A 15,738-nucleotide genomic window follows, 5' to 3' on the forward strand; every position below is an offset into this window, starting at 1 on the left:
TCCCGCTTTACACATTCGGGCTCATGCTAATGTCTCCGTCGGAGAATCGGAATGTAACCCGCTCAGCCGTATCTTTGACGAATTTGGTATATCGGCCAATCACAATTTTGGAACCGCCGTAGATGGTTCGCACAACCTCCACCTTGGCCCGGTCTGTGTTTTCCAGCACCTGCTCAATCTCCAGAATGCGTTCACGGGTATGCGCCAGCTCTTTTTGCTGCGACTGTTTGGTGGCATTTAGCTTAATACGCATGGCTACTTTGTCAGGTCCCAGTGCTCCGCTCGCCGCCAGCTGATCCAGCAGATGAAGCGCCTTGGTTGTCTTATCATCGTTCTCGATGAGAACCCGAAGCTGTGTGCGAAGCACATTCATTTCGTTGCGCAGCTCAGGGAGCACACCTACCTCAATGGCTGTTGCAGTCGACATCGTATTGCCGATCGTTCTCGCGACTACTTTTTCTCCTGCCTGGACGGTACCTCCGACGATAAAACCTTTAGGCCCGTTGCACAGCACATTTCTGCCCGCTCTTACACTGGAGTGCATAATGCTCTGCGACACGATAATGTCCTGAGAAGCATTAACCGTGCCATCCTGAACGAACGACACCTTAACGTCCATGCCCGCACTGACAATCCCCTTGTTGTACCCGATAATGCCGCCGGTAATCTCAATGCTGCCTCCGGCAATCAGCTCGGCCCCCTCGACTCCGCCGATTACACGTATGTCGCCTGCCGATTTGACAGTAAATCCGGACAGCACATTGCCCCGAATGACGACTGTACCCACAAAATCGATATTGCCAGTCGTATAGTCCACATCGCCCTTCACTTCATACAGCGGAAAAACGTTGACTTTGCCGTTATCCGTTAAGGACACCAAACCGTCAATCGCCGAATACATCGATGTTTCTTCCTGATCAACCACGACATTCTTTCCTACCTTGAAGCGGGCGGCCTTTCCGGGCTTGGCCGGAATTTGATCGCCTGTAACCGACATACCGGGTTCCCCGGTTTCCGGAAGAACCAGCGTTGCGATCAACTGACCTTTGCGCACATTATTGAGACGAATAAGTTCTTTGTAGTCGACTCTGCCATCGTCTTTTTCTAAAGGCTTCAAGCCGTCAGCTTCCATATTAAAGTGCAGATCCACTCTGCCGTCGCTGCCATGCTGCGGAGCCCGTCCAACCGCAATCGTCACCTTGCCGGACAAATATTCCTCTGGATGGCTGACGAACCGTTCGACAATCTCCCACTGGACTCCGAAGCGTACATTATATTTCTCTAAAAAAGCACCCATCTCGTCCACCGTACAGGAAAAACCTTCTTCCCGTTTAAAGAACTCCAGATAGGCTGCATCTTTATCATCCGAAAAGCTGATATTAAAATAATCGTTCATTGCATAATGGACGACCATTTTCCCCCTCCTCCAACCGCTATGGCTAGTCGTTTTGCATCAACAAATCCCGGTTCTTTTCAAGCGTTCCCCGAAGCCTGAGAATTGCCTTAGAATGCAGCTGAGAAATTCGTGACGGAGATAGGGACATCACTTCAGCAATCTCGCTCAGGGATAAATCTTCATAATATAAAAGGGACACGACGGTCCTTTCTTTCACGGTTAGTTTCTCTATGCCTTTAGTTAAAGTTTCCCGTAAATAGAACTCATTGACCTTACGGTCAGGATTCTTGGCCTTGTCGTCCACCAATACCGACATGCGGGTCTCCGACTCCTCTTCACGAATCGGGTCCTCCAAGGAACACAGCGTCATAACGGATACATCTTGAAGCATGCTCTGAAATTCCTGCTCGCTCACATTCAAGTACTGGCTCATTTCCTCATCGCTTACGGATCTCAAGTATTTCTGTTCCAGCTGCTGGTAAGCATCTTCTATTCTTTTGGCTTTCTCCCGTACGGAGCGCGGCACCCAGTCTCCCTGGCGAAGCGAATCGAGAATAGCGCCGCGAACACGCCAGGAGGCATAGGTTTGGAACTGCAATCCTCTTTTGTAATCGAACTTCTCGACCGCATCAATTAGTCCCATAACGCCATTGCTCGCTAAGTCATCCTTGGATACGTTCTTGGGCAGGCCTACGGCCAGTCGCCCCGACACATAATCCACGATGTGGAGATATTTCTCGATCAGCTTTTTTTTGGCTTCAGGATCGCCCTGTTCCTTCCATTGCTCCCAGAGTTCCTGATGCTCCAATTGAGAAGCTTTATGCTCGTTCAACGGCTTTCACCCTTCCCAAAGTGTAGTCGGCGAGTGGGCGGACCAGGTGCATCTAGTTGTTTAGCAGTACCCTGCTTTACCCGCTTATTATTCTTCTTTCAGGTGACGAACGGCTTTTGCCAATTCTTCCGGATCTTTCATCGAAACCAGTTTGGGAGGCTGGAGAGGCTTAAAATCGCCACTGCCCTGGTCTGCAGCCGCCGGCTTGGGTTTGAGCAAATCCTTAAGCTCCTCTTCCTCATCCGGTGTGGACAAATCCACGGCTCCTCCGAGTGACTCGGAATCGCCGCCGGATGATGAGAAACTGCCCTGATTTGCGGAGCCATCAGTAATGAAACCCAATACCCATCTTAGGACGAAGGCAAGCAGAAACCAGAGTATAAATCCGAATAACCCCCGATACAGGCTGGTCAGGATCAAGTTGTTCTGCAGCGAAATCAAGAAAGTAAAGGCAAAACCCAGCAACCCGCAGATTATGTTCAGCAAGATTGTTCCAATCATCATTATAATTCCTTAACGCCCTTTTGCACACTGCGGATATATAACAATCCCGAACTGCAGGCAATTTCAATCGTACGTCCGTAACTGCCGCCTGTATCTTCTGCAATCAGCGGAATATTCAGCTGCTCCAGCGCCAGCTTGCAGGATTCCACATTTCGTGGTCCGATACGCATCGTATCATTTCCGCCTGCAAAAGCGAACATCTGAGAGCCGCCTGCCATTTTCGCCACAATTCTTCCTCTAGTTGCCCCCAGTTGCAGCAGGCGATTGAGCAGTTCGGGGATTGCGGTATCCGCAAACTTGGCAATATTGAGCATCCCTTCTCGAGCGATTTCAGAAGATGGAAGCATGACATGCGCCATGCCGCCGACTTTTTTGCCGGGATCGTACATGGTTAGGCCTACACATGAACCAAGACCGGTCGTTCGGATGATGTTGTCTTGAATGCCTACGTTGAGATCGGCCATTCCTACCTTGATTACACTTTGTTCATCAATCATGCTCAAACGGCACTCCCAGGGATGTAAAGATTTTTGGGAATGACTCCGGATCGGGGATCAGAAAAAACTGGCCTTCAATTTCGTCTTTGCCCTCCAGAAATGTCGTATCGATCAGCAGCGCGTCGTCGCCCATTTGGCCGAACTGCAGAAGCCCGTAGCTCAAAATTGCTCCAGCCATATCCATAGCCAGGGCCGGAACTGTCGGATACATGGTGAGAGAAGTAAAATCAGCAAGCGACGAAAGGTAGGAACCCGCCAGAATATTGCCGATCTCGTTAAGCGCCGACAGCTCCATTTCGCTCAGTTCATCCTCTGAGACTTCGGAGATGCCCGCCACCCGGTTCAGTAAGCTGCGTGCAGCATCAGGAGTTAGAATAAAGAACAAATTCCCCGGTGCTTCACCCTCTACCCGCAGAAAGACAGCGTAGACCAGCTCTTCCGCTCCTCCGACTTTGTCTGCGATTTCTTCAAAGCCCAGCAATTGAACTTTGGGGACTGCCATGTCGATCGGTTTATTCAGGAGCTGGGACAACGCGGTGGCTGCGTTCCCGGCTCCGATATTCCCGACTTCTTTAAGCACGTCCATCTTGAAGTCTTTCTGGTGCTTGAACAGTTCCACAGAATTAACCCTCTAGACTTTCCAACTGCACGATTTCGCTCTTATTGAGAACTTCCGCCAGATTAAGCATAATCAACAGGCGGTCATCTCCGATCTTGGCCACCCCGTCAAGATATTTGGCCTTGATCCCACCGACTACTTCAGGCGGAGTATCAATAGAGTCGCGGTTCAGATCGATTACATCATTGGCAGAATCCACAATAAAGCCGACTTCCATTTCGTTCACGTTGACAATAATTACCCGGGTCTGGTCGGTATGCTCCGACTCATCGAGTCCGAATCTTCCGCGAAGATCGATTACCGGAATAACCACTCCCCGCAAATTGATGACGCCTTTGATGAAAGCATAAGTCTTGGGAACACGGGTAATCGGCATCATACGTTCAATCGTCTGCACCTTATCGACTTCAATTCCATATTCCTCGGTACCCAGTTTAAAGACAATCACTTTGATATCTTCAGCCATTTGATGAACCTCCCTATGGATTTCCCTTATTTAATAAAAGCGTTGGGGTCGACAATTAAGGCAACTTGTCCATCGCCAAGAATCGTGCCTCCCGAGATGCCCTGGACTTCCGGCAGGTATTTTCCCAAGTTCTTGATAACAATTTCATTCTGGCCGATAAAGTCGGACACAGTAAGCGCCGCAAGCTTGTCTCCTTTGCGGATCACAACGATCTCTGTCTCATCTTCCGTGCTTTCATCGTAATCCGGCACCGCAAAAATGGTTCCGAGCGACAGTAGAGGAATATGGGAGCCCCGGAACTCGACCATTTTGGAACCGTGAACGTTTCGAATCTGTGCACGCTTGATAATACCGGTCTCTACGATGGAAGAAAGCGGAATGGCATACTTCTCCGTGCCGATCCGCACCAGCATCGCAGCGATAATCGACAAGGTCAGCGGAAGCTGTACCGAGAAGTTGGTTCCCTTCCCCTGAGTCGAATAAATGGTGACATTGCCTCCGAGGGAAGTGATCTTCGCCTTCACGACATCGAGTCCGACGCCGCGGCCCGAAATATCGGAGATAACCTCCGCTGTACTGAAGCCGGCAGCGAACAGCAGCTGATGTACTTCGCTATCGCTCATCGATGCCGCTTGGTCGGCGGTTACGACGCCTTTTTTCAATGCGGATTTCAACACTCTCTCACGCGAGATGCCTGCACCGTCATCCTGAATCTCGATAAAAACATGATTGCCGCTGTGGAAGGCGCGCAAATGGATGGTGCCTGTCTCCGACTTGCCGGATGCAATGCGATCCGCTATGGGCTCAACACCATGGTCCAGCGCGTTGCGGAGCAAGTGAACGAGCGGGTCGCCGATTTCATCGACAACCGTCCGGTCTAGCTCAGTCTCAGCGCCCGTAATGACGAGGTCAACTTTCTTATCCAGCGACTTGGCCAAGTCTCTCACCATGCGAGGGAACCGATTGAACACGGTATCGACGGGAACCATGCGCAGCTTCATCACAATATTCTGAAGATCGCCGCTCACCCGGCTCAAATGCTCAACCGTCTCGGTCAGTTCAGTGCTTTGGGTATCCGAAGCCAACTGCTCCAGCCGAACACGATCGATCAGCAGCTCGCTGAGCAGATTCATCAGAACGTCCAACCGGTCAATATCAACGCGGATCGTTCGGGAAGGAGTACCGCCCGTCTTGGCCGGTGCCTTCTTGGCCTCTTCTTTCGGAACGGCGGACGTCTGTGCCGAAGCTGCCTTGGGCGCTTCCGGATGAGCCGCTTGCGCGGAAGGAGCGGGAGCTTCTGCCGCAGCCGCAACAGCGGGTTGTCCAACCTGTTCCAACGATTCCTGATCAAGCGCCACTGACGTTACGGTGTCGACCTCGGACACACCCAGAATCATGCTCTGTATTTCCTCGGCCGTCTTCTGGGTTATGTAATAGAGTGAAAAACTGAACTCGAACTTCTCCTGTTCGATATCCTGAACGGAAGGGAAGGATTTGACGACTTCGCCGTATCGCTCCAGCAATTCAAAGACCATATACGCCCGGACTGCACGAAGCTGACAGTCACTGCGCAGAGTCACCTCGATAAACAGCACCTGATGGCCTTCCTGGACGGACTGCTTCAGGACAGACAGCTGAAATTCATCTAGAAGCGCGCGGCCTTCGGAAGGAGCGGCAGCTGCCGCATTTGCAGCCGGGGCCGATCCTTGAGCAGAAGGATTCTCTCCGCGGACGATCGCCTGAAGAGAGGCGACGATAGCTCCAACATCCGCCTTCCCGTCACCTCCACCAGTGATATCCTGCACCATGGATTCCAAGGCATCAAGGCTCTTAAACAAGGTGTCGAAGATAAAATCTTGCATCGCGAGCTTCTCGTTACGGACAAGGTCGAGCACATTCTCCATTTGATGCGTCAATGATGCCAGATCTTCAAAGCCCATAGTCGCCGCCATGCCTTTTAAGGTATGAGCGGAACGGAAGATCACCTGCACGATGCTGAGATCCTCCGGACTCGCCTCCAGGCTCATCATATTTTCATTCAACGCTTGCAGATGATCGTTCGACTCATCAATAAACATGGATAAATATTGATTCATGTCCATGTTCAGACACCTACCCTTCACGTTCGCTTTTCGTTATTTCACGACTTGAACCAGCTTTGGTGCTATGTCTTGCAAAGGTAAAATATAGCTGACGCATTTCAATTCAACGGCGGAACGAGGCATACCGTAAACTACGCAGGTCTCTTCGCTCTCCGCGAAGGTTGAGGTGACGCCCGAGTCATACAGGGACTTCATCATCCTGGCTCCATCGCTTCCCATCCCGGTCATAATAACCGCATGCCGCTCAAGCGAAGTCAGTGAGAGCAGCGATTCGAAAAGCGTATCGACAGATGGACGATGACCGTTGCGAGCTTCCTCCTTCGTCAAGTTGATGGAGAGTTGCCCGCCTGTCGATTCAGCCACTTTCATATGAAAGCCTCCCGGCGCAATATATGCCGCCCCTTTACGGAGAACCATGCCTTGCTCGGCTTCCATCACATCTAGAGGACTGAAAGTGTTCAGCCGCTGAGCCAGGGACTTCGTGAAATTAGGCGGCATGTGCTGCACAATGAGAATAGGCGCCGGAAAATCCGCTGGAATCTTCTCCAGAAAAGCCTTCAAGGCTCTGGGACCGCCTGTTGAGCATCCAACTGCCACAAGCTTGCTCAGCTCTCTTCCGCCAATCTTTCTTTCCCGTGAGCCAGCAACAGGTATTCCTCCTGCCGCAGGCTCAGCCGAAGCTGGCTTCGGCTTGGCCGCCCCCCCTAAGGCAGGCTCATTCTTGGGAGGCGGGGCCAACCTGCCGCCACCCGGCGGTGCAGGCCTCGCCTTGGACGCATCCGGTCTCAGCGGTTTGACCGTCCGGCTAGCTGGCGCAGGATTATCCGGTTTGGAAGGCCCGGACTTCGCTCCCGGGGCCGGATTTTCTAACTTCGTATCTTTGTCTTTGCGGACGCTTCCGGCGTACGGGCCAGTCGCTTCCTTCGGAATCGTTGACGACAGATTCCCTCGTTTCTCAATCGGTTTATCTGCCGGCGATATCGGTGCTGCGGGTGATGTCAACGTCGCCGCCACAGGCGCTTCGGGAGTAAGAAGCGCCGATGCGGACCGCGCCTCTCTTCTCTCACGCGCCATCATAGCCTCGTTCATCTGCTCTCTCAGAGCATCCCCGACACTGTTAATATCGTTGGAGTTGGAAATGGAAGGCTTGCGGATAAAGTCAAAGGCTCCGCTCTCCAGAGCCATGATCGTCTCCTTCATCCCTTCCTCGTTAATGCCGGACAACATAATTACCGGCAGAGGATAATGCATCATGATCAGCCCAAGAGCTTCGAGGCCGTTCATTTCCGGCATCTCAACATCCATCGTAACGAGATCCGGCTTTAGTTCCTTCACTTTCTCCACAGCTTCCCGGCCGTTAACGGCGGTCGCGGCAACCTGAAACATATTGTCTTGCTCGATTAAATCGGAAATGATCTTGCGCATAAATGCCGAATCATCTACAACCAATACTCGATATGGCTTCATATCATTTCCACCTTTGTCTTAAAGTCGGAACATGTCGTCTATTTTCGGCGAAGCCACCTGCTGATAAATCCTTTAATTCCCTCCGTAGAGGAACTTGCGTAAGACCTGTCTGAAGATAAATATTTCATCGCAAGCCTGTGAACATCCTTGGATGCGGCGCTTTGCGGATATGCCATTGAAAAAGGAACCTGTTTCTTCACCGCTTGCACAACATGGACATCGCTGCTAATATAACCCAGATAATTGATGTCCATCTGCAAAAAACGCTTAGCTGCCATTCGGATCTTGTCGCTTGTCGCATTCGCTTCCCGGATATCGGATGCTTGATTCACAATCAGCCTGAACTCCACCTGCGGATGGCTATTATGAACCACTTTCATCAGCGCATAAGCGTCAGTGATCGCTGTCGGTTCCGGCGTCGTTACGACGAAGCATTCGTCGGCGGATACGATGAACTTCATCGTCTCCTTGGACAATCCGGCACCTGTGTCAAACAGGATATAATCCATCTCATCCGCAATATCGGATATCTGTGAAGAGAAATAGTCCAGGTCACGATCTGAAAGGGAGAACAATTCCTCCATCCCCGAACCGCCGGCTATAAACGGAAGGTGATCCGGACCAAGCTGAATTATTTCTTCAATAGGAGCTTCTCGGCCTAAAAGGTGATACAGATTATATTTGGGCGACACACCCATCAGCACGTCCAGATTGGCCATGCCGATATCGGCATCGAACAGCAGCACTTTTTTGCCAAGACTCTTGAGTGTTAGTGCAAAATTTAAGGTGAAATTCGATTTGCCGACACCTCCCTTACCGCTGCAAACGGTAATAATGCGGGCCGAATCCGTCTTCCCCTCGCTAAGCTTACGATTCTGTCCGGCAGCAAGCTCTCTCAGCGACTGGGCCTGATCCATTACGCATCACCCGTACCAAGCAGCAGATTACACAGAATCGCGCTGTTAGGCATCAATAAATCATCCGGAACGGTCTGGCCATTCGTCATATATGCCAATGAGAGCGGATAATCATAAAGAAGATTAAACATCGGGCCAAAGGTTCCGGTTTCATCAATCTTGGTCAAGATCACTTTATCAAGCCGGTACTTGCTGAAATGTTCTGTAATCAACTTCATATCCTTGCTCTTTGAAGTAAGACTTAGCACGAGATAGGTTTCACTCTTAAGCGTTGGAGCAAGCAGGCTCTGCAGCTCTGCTACCAGCATTTCGTTCCGGAAGTTACGCCCGGCTGTATCCATCAGAATCAGATCGCAGCTCTCAAGCCTGGACATCGCCCGCTGCAAATCACCGGGAGATTGGACAACTTCAAGCGGCACGTTCAGTATGGATGCATAAGTGCGAAGCTGCTCAACGGCCGAGATCCGGTACGTATCGGAAGTGATCATCCCGACCTTTCGTCCATGACGGAACATCTGATCCGCCGCCAGCTTGGCTAAGGTTGTCGTCTTCCCAACCCCTGTAGGCCCTGCAACATATAGCAGTCTCGTATCAGGAGCGATGCCGCTGCCAATTCTTGGCGTAATGAAATCCATAACGACTCCGCTGAGCGATTCTTCAAAATGCTCGATCCCCCAAACCCTTCCCGCTTCATTCCAGGCATCCAGCACACGGTCAATCCACTGATCCGCAAGCCTGCTGTCAACTTCCTGATCCTGAAGCCTCTCTCTGAGAAGGACTAATGGCTCAGGCAAATCCATTGAAATCGGAGTCTGTCTGGCAAGCCTTTCCATCCACTGCTTCATTTCTTTAATTTCCGCAAGCACCGCTTGCTCGTTCGACGGAGGACTTGCCTCTTTCTCAGACGGAACCGTTACAGCTGCCACTCGAGCCAATTCCCGGTCCGGAGAAATAATAGGCTGCTCTTTCATCTTAACGCTGTCAACGGCATCTTCAATACGGGATGTTTCAGGTATGGCTTCCTTCTCTTCCAAGACCGCAACCCCGCCTCGGCGCTCTGCTTCCTGGCTAAGCGCTGCTGCAATCTCCGCGAAGCTTCGTGGCGCAGATTCGACAGTCTTGGTTGAGCCTGCATCGGCTGCCGCTTCGTATGCCCGGCGATAAGCCGTTGGCACGCCGCTTCTTGGTGTTGATGAGGAAGCTGGCGTCTTAACGGGCGCTGCCGACTGCTTGGGTTCATTCTCTACAGCGGCAACCACTTCAATTTTCTTCTTCTTGAACATACCCATGAAACCGCCGGTTTTGATCTCTTTGGTGCTTAAAATTACAGCATCGCTTCCCAGCTCAGTGCGGATCGAATGCATGGCGTCAGGCATATTATCCACCACATAACGCTTCACTCTCACAGGTTCACCACCCCTACGCTCTGAATTTCAATATTGGGCTCAAGTTCACTATAGGACAACACTGGAATATCCTGCATGGTCCGTTCAATGACCTGCCGCAGGTACATCCGTATTGTGGGAGAGGTCAGCACAATTGGCTGCTGACCAGACTGCAGAAGCCGGTTGATTTGTTCCGTCAGCCGCTGGTATACCGTCTGGGTCGAGACAGGGTCCAGAGCGAGATAGCTTCCATGCTCCGATTGCTGAACGCTTTCTGCAATCTTCTTCTCAAGCGACGGTCCCACCGTAATTACGCGCAGCGTTTCTCCAGGCTGGGAGAACTGCTGGCTGATTTGTCTGGAGAGTGCCTGTCGTACATACTCAGTCAGCACATCCGGGTCTTTGGTATAGGTCCCATAATCGGCGAGCGTCTCAAAAATAGTAACAAGGTCCCTGATCGAAATTTTTTCTTTCAACAGTTTAGCAAGTACCTTCTGCAAATCCCCAATGGTAAGTACGGACGGAATAAGCTCGTCCACCAATACCGGGTAATTCTCCTTGACATTGTCCACCAGAAGCTTCGTCTCTTGGCGGCCAATCAACTCGTGTCCATAACGTTTGATCAGCTCGGTCAAGTGAGTGGCTACTACGGAAGGCGGATCTACAACTGTATATCCAGCCATCTCCGCCCGGTCCTTGACAGATTCGTCAATCCACAATGCTGGCAATCCGAATGACGGCTCAATCGTTTCGATACCGCTGATCGAATCGTCATCGTACCCGGGACTCATTGCCAAGTAGTGGTTAAGTAATAATTCACCGCCACCGACCTGATTTCCTTTTATTTTGATGACATATTCATTCGGTTTTAGTTGAATATTGTCGCGAATTCGGATAACAGGGACGACAAGTCCCATTTCAAGTGCGCATTGACGTCGAATCATGATGATCCGGTCCAGAAGGTCTCCACCCTGCTGCGTATCGGCAAGCGGAATAAGACCATATCCGAACTCAAACTCGATAGGGTCTACATTTAGCAGGCTGACAACGCTCTCCGGACTCCGCACTTCTTCGATCTGCTTCTCTTCGACAAGCTGCTCCTCCGCAATCGCTTTGCGGCTTAGGTTCTGCGTCATCCGGTATGCCGAGAAAGCCAATAATGCTGCGAGCGGCAGTGTACTGATAGCATGGATCGGTGTGAACAGCCCCAGGAAAGCAACTGTAACAGCAACGATATAGAGAAGCTTGGGATAAGACAATAATTGCCCTGTCAAATCTTCCGCAAGATTGCCTTCCGAAGAAGCTCGGGTAACGATTAACCCGGATGCGGTCGAAATGAGCAGAGCAGGAATTTGACTGACAAGACCGTCCCCGATAGTAAGAAGGGAATAAGTCGACAGTGCGTCTTGAAAGGAAAGGCCGTGAATGGCGATCCCGATTATGAAACCGCCGATCAGGTTAATCAGCAGTATGATGATGCTGGCGATAGCGTCGCCTTTGACGAACTTACTCGCACCGTCCATCGCGCCGTAGAAATCCGCTTCGCGTTCAATAATATTCCGGCGCTCCCGGGCTTGCTGCTCATTGATCAGGCCCGCATTCAAGTCCGCGTCAATACTCATCTGCTTACCCGGCATTGCGTCGAGCGTAAATCTCGCTCCGACTTCGGCCACACGCTCCGAGCCTTTGGTAATAACGATGAACTGTACGACAACCAGAATCAGAAAGACGATAAATCCGATTGCGATCTGGCCTCTTGCAATCCAGCTCCCGAATGTGGCAACAACTGAACCGGCGTCTCCGTTAGCCAGAATCAGCTTGGTTGTGGAGAGATTGAGCGCAAGACGGAAGAGCGTTGTAATGAGCAGCAGGGATGGAAAGATGGAGAACTGCAGCGCATCCTTCGTATTCATCGCAACCAGCAGAATGGTCAGCGCTATGGAAATATTAATAACGAGCAGTAAGTCGAGCAGCCACGTAGGAATCGGAAGAATCATCATCAGCACAATGCCGATTATACCAAGAAGAACTGTTAAATCCTTTGCTTTCAATGCTTCCTACCTCCCGTTGGATCTTGGTCTGCCCTTTAGTTTATATACGTAAGCCAACACTTCAGCAACCGCCTGGAACAGATCAGTGGGAACCGCATCCCCGATCTCCGCCCGCTGAAACAGCGCCCGTGCAAGCGGCTTGTTTTCCATCGTAATAATGCCATGTTCCTTGGCCAGTTCGCGAATGCGAAGGGCAACAAAGTCCTGGCCTTTGGCCACAATTTGCGGAGCCTCCATGGTTGATCCGTCATATTTCAATGCGACGGCAAAGTGAGTCGGGTTGGTTATGATTACGTCCGCCTTCGGAACTTCCTGCATCATTCGCTGCATGGCCATCCGGCGCTGACGTTCCCTGATTTTGCCTTTGATTTGCGGATCGCCTTCCATGTTCTTGTACTCGTCTTTGATTTCCTGTTTGGTCATCTTCAGACTTTTTTCATGCTCATAGCGCTGGTACACATAGTCCAGTACGGCCATAATCAACAGTGCAGCTCCGATCTTCATTCCTAAGTTCAATGTCATTTTTGAAGCAAAATGCATAATTCCTTCAACATCCACATGGGACAGAGCCAAAAATTCCTGTTTTTTTCCCCAAAGCGTGCTAAAGACCAAATATCCGATGATAATCAGCTTCAGAATTGATTTGAACATCTCCACCAATGAACGCATCGAAAAAATGTTCTTCAAACCTTTGAGTGGATTAATCTTGCTGAATTTTGGCGTCAGTCCTTCGCCGACCATCTTGAAACCGATCTGACTCACCTCGGCGACGATTGCCAAGATCAAGGGAATTAGAAAAACCGGAGCCAATATGACCAAAATTTGAACTCCATACCCGCTCATCAGGTTCATCACATTATCCGGTGTCACTTCCATCGTCAGCCTGTTCATCAGGATATCCCTGAACAACGAAACGACCCGATCCTTTAGAAAGCCTCCGAAAATGAGCAGCGTGGACACCGCAGAAAGCAGGACAATGGCTCCGGACAGCTCATGGCTTTTGGCGACCTGGCCTTTCTTCCGGGCATCTCCGCGCCGCTTCGCGGTAGGCTTCTCCGTCTTGTCGCCGCCGAACATTTGAAGGTCGAATTTATACCGCTTGTTCATTCGTCCCTCCCAGTCCGGCTTAGGCGCCCATAGTCGTTAGCAGATTGCGCATGGATTCAAACATAATGCTGAACAGATTTTGGAACAAAACAGCCATGGTCGGCATGAGAATCATGAGAAGAGCCAGGCCGACTATGATTTTTAAAGGCACGCCTATGACAAAGACATTGTATTGGGGCGCGGTTCTGGCCAAGAAGGCAAGTCCGAGATCCGTTAGGAACAATGCCGTTACAAGGGGCGCCGACATTTGAAGTGCAAGCATGAATGCCTGTCCAAACGTACGAATAAGGAAATCCGACAGAGTGCCGTCCATCATTCTCTCAAGCACCGAATTGTTCAAAGGAACCCAGTTGTAGCTGTTGACTATGGCGTCCAGCAAATAGTGATGACCATTCATCCCCAGGAACAGCAGCAACGCGATCATATACTTGAAATTGCCGAGCAGTGGCGCCGACGCACCGGACAACGGGTCAATAACGTTCGCAATAGAGAAACCGATCTGCAAGTCAATAAAGGAACCGGCCGTCTGTATCATCATAAACATCAGGTATCCGATAAAACCGAGAAGCAGGCCGATCAGCACCTCGCGCACAATCAACAAAACAAGGTTCAAATCCTCTTGAACAACAATACCCGTCCCTCTGACAGTAAAAACGACCAATGAAACGAAAAAGGCAAGGCCGATCTTGAACGACATTGGAATGTTGCGTGAAGAAAACACAGGAACCACAACAAAAAAAGCTGTAATTCGACAAAAAATAAGCAAAAAGACAGGAAATCCCTGTAAGATGGAGTTTATCATAACGTCAACCGATGTACAGATACAGATTTCCCAGTATGTGGGATGTGAAATCAATAAGCTTCGTTAGAATCCATGGCCCGAACAAGAGCAGAGACAGCAACACAGCTACGATCTTCGGAACAAAGGCCAGCGTTTGCTCTTGAATTTGGGTTGTGGCCTGAAAGATACTGACAAGAAGTCCGACTACAAGACCGAACACAAGCATCGGCGCGCTTATCTCCAGCATCAGATATACCGCTTGTCCCGCAAGTCCGATTATAAATTCCGTACTCATGGATATCGCCCCTCCTTTCGTCAAGTACTGTAGCTTAGAAGCAGCGACTTGACGACAAGATACCAGCCGTCTACAAGCACGAACAGCATGATTTTGAAAGGCAGTGAAATCATAACCGGCGGAAGCATCATCATCCCCATGGCCATTAGTGTGCTGGACACAACCACATCAATAATCAGGAATGGTATGAATATCAAAAAGCCCATCTGAAATGCCGTCTTCATCTCACTCATCGCATAGGAAGGAATAAGAACCGTCAACGGAATATCCTTGTAAGTATTGGGCTTATGCTCCCCTGTATAGCCGTTATATTTCATGAACAGGAGCAGATCCTTCTCATGCGTATACTTGAACATGAACTGCTTCATGGGTTCCTCGGCCTTTTTCAATGCTTCCGTCTGCGAAATCTCGCCTTTGATATAAGGCTGAAGCGCAACCTGATTCACGTTCGACAGCGTAGGCGACATGATGAACAGGGTCAGAAACAATGCCAACCCGACCAAAACCTGATTGGGCGGCATTTGCTGAGTGCCAAGCGATGTACGGACGAATCCGAGGACGATGACAATTCGTGTAAAGCTTGTCATCAACACCAGACACGCAGGCGCGACGCTCAGTACGGTAATAAGTAAAATGATGGATACCGAGCTCGTCCCGCTCTGCGAGCCCTGTCCCCCTACCTGAATATCGATATTCGGAATCGGATCAGCTGCAGCCGCGTAGATCGGTCGCAGAACCAGAATACTAAACAGACCGATAAGCAGGAAGGTGAGCAGAATTTTCTTCTTCATGTCTCCTCCTGCCTGTTCTTCTTGTCATCCTCGTCTAGCAGTTCCTCTAATTCCTTCTTTCGGTCAGGAGCGGAGCGCAGTTTGGAATTAAGCATTTCATAGAATGCCGAGTTATCGTTCAGATTAATTTCCTCCGACGACACTTTGCCTTGAAATCTCCCTTTCAGCTTATCTCCAACTGTCTTGAATAAATGACCGGCAGATGAGGACTGTTCCTCGAATGCCGCCATAATGACCGCCGCTTCCTCGGGATCGGTTATTTTGTCGAGCATGGTGACATTCTCTCCTACCCCGATGATATACAGGCTTTCGCCAATCTCAATAACCTGCAGCGATTTGCTGGGACCAAGTCCGACTGCTCCCAGGGTTCTAATGGACCGGTTGCTCATCCAGCTTTGATTTCGCCGTCCAAGAAACCGGATGAGCAACACGATAAGAACAAGGATAACAATAAGAGCCAGGATTACATTGATTAAATTCAGCGTAGTGCTTCCACCGTCAAAGCCGGAGTTGCTGGGCATGGACTAC

The 15,738-nt window shown here is 50.4% G+C and carries 16 protein-coding genes; all 16 read right to left on the reverse strand.

The annotated features are described in order from the left end of the window. Positions 1-7: 7 nt before the first annotated feature. On the reverse strand, positions 8-1,414 hold the full coding sequence (locus PSTEL_RS15625; protein ID WP_038696694.1) for a flagellar assembly protein A: 1,407 nt from the start codon (positions 1,412-1,414) through the stop codon (positions 8-10). A gap of 25 nt (positions 1,415-1,439) precedes the next feature. Then, complete coding sequence (locus PSTEL_RS15630) at positions 1,440-2,228, reverse strand: FliA/WhiG family RNA polymerase sigma factor (protein WP_038696696.1); 789 nt, start codon at positions 2,226-2,228, stop codon at positions 1,440-1,442. A gap of 87 nt (positions 2,229-2,315) precedes the next feature. Further along, entirely contained in the window at positions 2,316-2,732 is a 417-nt protein-coding gene (locus tag PSTEL_RS15635; RefSeq protein ID WP_038696698.1) for a hypothetical protein, read from the reverse strand. After that, on the reverse strand, positions 2,732-3,229 hold the full coding sequence (locus PSTEL_RS15640) for a chemotaxis protein CheD (RefSeq protein ID WP_038696700.1): 498 nt from the start codon (positions 3,227-3,229) through the stop codon (positions 2,732-2,734). Before PSTEL_RS15640 ends, PSTEL_RS15635 begins: the two co-directional genes overlap by 1 nt. Continuing rightward, on the reverse strand, positions 3,222-3,815 hold the full coding sequence (locus PSTEL_RS15645) for a chemotaxis protein CheC (protein WP_425415280.1): 594 nt from the start codon (positions 3,813-3,815) through the stop codon (positions 3,222-3,224). Before PSTEL_RS15645 ends, PSTEL_RS15640 begins: the two co-directional genes overlap by 8 nt. Positions 3,816-3,852: 37 nt before the next feature. Then, complete coding sequence (locus tag PSTEL_RS15650; protein ID WP_038696704.1) at positions 3,853-4,314, reverse strand: chemotaxis protein CheW; 462 nt, start codon at positions 4,312-4,314, stop codon at positions 3,853-3,855. Positions 4,315-4,340: 26 nt separating this feature from the next. Further along, the gene (locus PSTEL_RS15655; RefSeq protein ID WP_038696706.1) at positions 4,341-6,416 is read right to left on the reverse strand and encodes a chemotaxis protein CheA; all 2,076 of its coding nucleotides are present in this window, start codon (positions 6,414-6,416) and stop codon (positions 4,341-4,343) included. 33 nt (positions 6,417-6,449) lie between these two features. Further along, positions 6,450-7,883: a protein-glutamate methylesterase/protein-glutamine glutaminase gene (locus PSTEL_RS15660; protein ID WP_038696708.1), complete on the reverse strand. Its 1,434-nt coding sequence runs from the start codon at positions 7,881-7,883 to the stop codon at positions 6,450-6,452. A 38-nt stretch (positions 7,884-7,921) separates the two neighbouring features. Next, positions 7,922-8,800 (reverse strand): MinD/ParA family protein, encoded by an 879-nt coding sequence (locus PSTEL_RS15665; protein WP_038696709.1) that lies wholly within the window; start codon positions 8,798-8,800, stop codon positions 7,922-7,924. Beyond that, a complete protein-coding gene (flhF, locus tag PSTEL_RS15670; RefSeq protein ID WP_038696710.1) occupies positions 8,800-10,206 on the reverse strand; it encodes a flagellar biosynthesis GTPase FlhF in 1,407 nt (468 codons plus the stop codon). The genes PSTEL_RS15665 and flhF overlap by 1 nt, the downstream gene beginning before the upstream one ends. Continuing rightward, positions 10,203-12,236 (reverse strand): flagellar biosynthesis protein FlhA, encoded by a 2,034-nt coding sequence (flhA, locus tag PSTEL_RS15675; RefSeq protein WP_038696712.1) that lies wholly within the window; start codon positions 12,234-12,236, stop codon positions 10,203-10,205. Before flhA ends, flhF begins: the two co-directional genes overlap by 4 nt. A gap of 6 nt (positions 12,237-12,242) precedes the next feature. Continuing rightward, on the reverse strand, positions 12,243-13,343 hold the full coding sequence (gene flhB, locus PSTEL_RS15680; protein ID WP_038696713.1) for a flagellar biosynthesis protein FlhB: 1,101 nt from the start codon (positions 13,341-13,343) through the stop codon (positions 12,243-12,245). Positions 13,344-13,362: 19 nt separating this feature from the next. After that, complete coding sequence (gene fliR, locus PSTEL_RS15685) at positions 13,363-14,142, reverse strand: flagellar biosynthetic protein FliR (protein ID WP_425415281.1); 780 nt, start codon at positions 14,140-14,142, stop codon at positions 13,363-13,365. A gap of 7 nt (positions 14,143-14,149) precedes the next feature. Then, positions 14,150-14,419, reverse strand: a complete 270-nt coding sequence (fliQ, locus tag PSTEL_RS15690) for a flagellar biosynthesis protein FliQ (protein ID WP_038696715.1) — start codon at positions 14,417-14,419, stop codon at positions 14,150-14,152. A 20-nt stretch (positions 14,420-14,439) separates the two neighbouring features. After that, positions 14,440-15,210: a flagellar type III secretion system pore protein FliP gene (gene fliP / locus PSTEL_RS15695; protein ID WP_038696717.1), complete on the reverse strand. Its 771-nt coding sequence runs from the start codon at positions 15,208-15,210 to the stop codon at positions 14,440-14,442. Next, a complete protein-coding gene (locus PSTEL_RS15700; RefSeq protein ID WP_038696719.1) occupies positions 15,207-15,731 on the reverse strand; it encodes a flagellar biosynthetic protein FliO in 525 nt (174 codons plus the stop codon). Before PSTEL_RS15700 ends, fliP begins: the two co-directional genes overlap by 4 nt. Between the last annotated feature and the right edge of the window lie 7 nt (positions 15,732-15,738).

The sequence above is a fragment of the Paenibacillus stellifer genome, assembly GCF_000758685.1.
In the GTDB taxonomy this organism is placed as follows: domain Bacteria; phylum Bacillota; class Bacilli; order Paenibacillales; family Paenibacillaceae; genus Paenibacillus_AQ; species Paenibacillus_AQ stellifer.

What these genes read in the sequence shown, in the direction of transcription:
- PSTEL_RS15660 (WP_038696708.1), bottom strand. Translation starts at nt 7,883, where the DNA reads ATGAAGCCATATCGAGTATTGGTTGTAGATGATTCGGCATTTATGCGC.
- flhB (WP_038696713.1), bottom strand. Translation starts at nt 13,343, where the DNA reads ATGAACAAGCGGTATAAATTCGACCTTCAAATGTTCGGCGGCGACAAG.
- PSTEL_RS15700 (WP_038696719.1), bottom strand. Translation starts at nt 15,731, where the DNA reads ATGCCCAGCAACTCCGGCTTTGACGGTGGAAGCACTACGCTGAATTTA.
- PSTEL_RS15625 (WP_038696694.1), bottom strand. Translation starts at nt 1,414, where the DNA reads ATGGTCGTCCATTATGCAATGAACGATTATTTTAATATCAGCTTTTCG.
- PSTEL_RS15665 (WP_038696709.1), bottom strand. Translation starts at nt 8,800, where the DNA reads ATGGATCAGGCCCAGTCGCTGAGAGAGCTTGCTGCCGGACAGAATCGT.
- fliQ (WP_038696715.1), bottom strand. Translation starts at nt 14,419, where the DNA reads ATGAGTACGGAATTTATAATCGGACTTGCGGGACAAGCGGTATATCTG.
- PSTEL_RS15645 (WP_425415280.1), bottom strand. Translation starts at nt 3,815, where the DNA reads ATGGACGTGCTTAAAGAAGTCGGGAATATCGGAGCCGGGAACGCAGCC.
- PSTEL_RS15650 (WP_038696704.1), bottom strand. Translation starts at nt 4,314, where the DNA reads ATGGCTGAAGATATCAAAGTGATTGTCTTTAAACTGGGTACCGAGGAA.
- fliP (WP_038696717.1), bottom strand. Translation starts at nt 15,210, where the DNA reads ATGAAGAAGAAAATTCTGCTCACCTTCCTGCTTATCGGTCTGTTTAGT.
- PSTEL_RS15640 (WP_038696700.1), bottom strand. Translation starts at nt 3,229, where the DNA reads ATGATTGATGAACAAAGTGTAATCAAGGTAGGAATGGCCGATCTCAAC.
- PSTEL_RS15635 (WP_038696698.1), bottom strand. Translation starts at nt 2,732, where the DNA reads ATGATGATTGGAACAATCTTGCTGAACATAATCTGCGGGTTGCTGGGT.
- PSTEL_RS15655 (WP_038696706.1), bottom strand. Translation starts at nt 6,416, where the DNA reads ATGGACATGAATCAATATTTATCCATGTTTATTGATGAGTCGAACGAT.